The organism is Mycobacterium sp. UM_11 (genome assembly GCF_001414075.1).
In the GTDB taxonomy this organism is placed as follows: Bacteria; Actinomycetota; Actinomycetes; order Mycobacteriales; family Mycobacteriaceae; genus Mycobacterium.
On the sequence record NZ_LATC01000274.1, the window covers coordinates 1 to 314 of the forward strand.

Annotated in this window: 1 protein-coding gene; it reads right to left on the reverse strand. The window is 72.9% G+C overall.

Annotated elements, in window-relative coordinates; all coding sequences use genetic code 11:
* Positions 1-314 (reverse strand): AMP-binding protein (locus WU80_RS24995; protein WP_156349803.1); only part of this gene is annotated, 314 nt, incomplete at both ends.

The window sequence follows — 314 nt, forward strand, 5'->3', positions numbered from 1 at the left end:
TTGACCTGCTGATCGGCCCGTCCGAGGTAGTCGAGTTGGCCGTCGGGGCGCCAGCGCACCAGATCCCCGCTGCGATACATCCGCGCCCCGGCCGGCCCGAACGGGCAGGCCACAAACCGGGCCGCGGTCAAGGAGGGCCGGTGCCAGTAGCCCACCCCGACGCCGCGCCCGGCGACATAGAGTTCACCGACCACCCCGGGGGGAACCGGACGCAACCAGGCATCCAGCACGAACAACGCCGCCCCGGGCACCGGCGCCCCGATCGGGACGCTGGTGACCCCGGGGGTCAGGGGGGCGCTGATGGTGGCATAGAC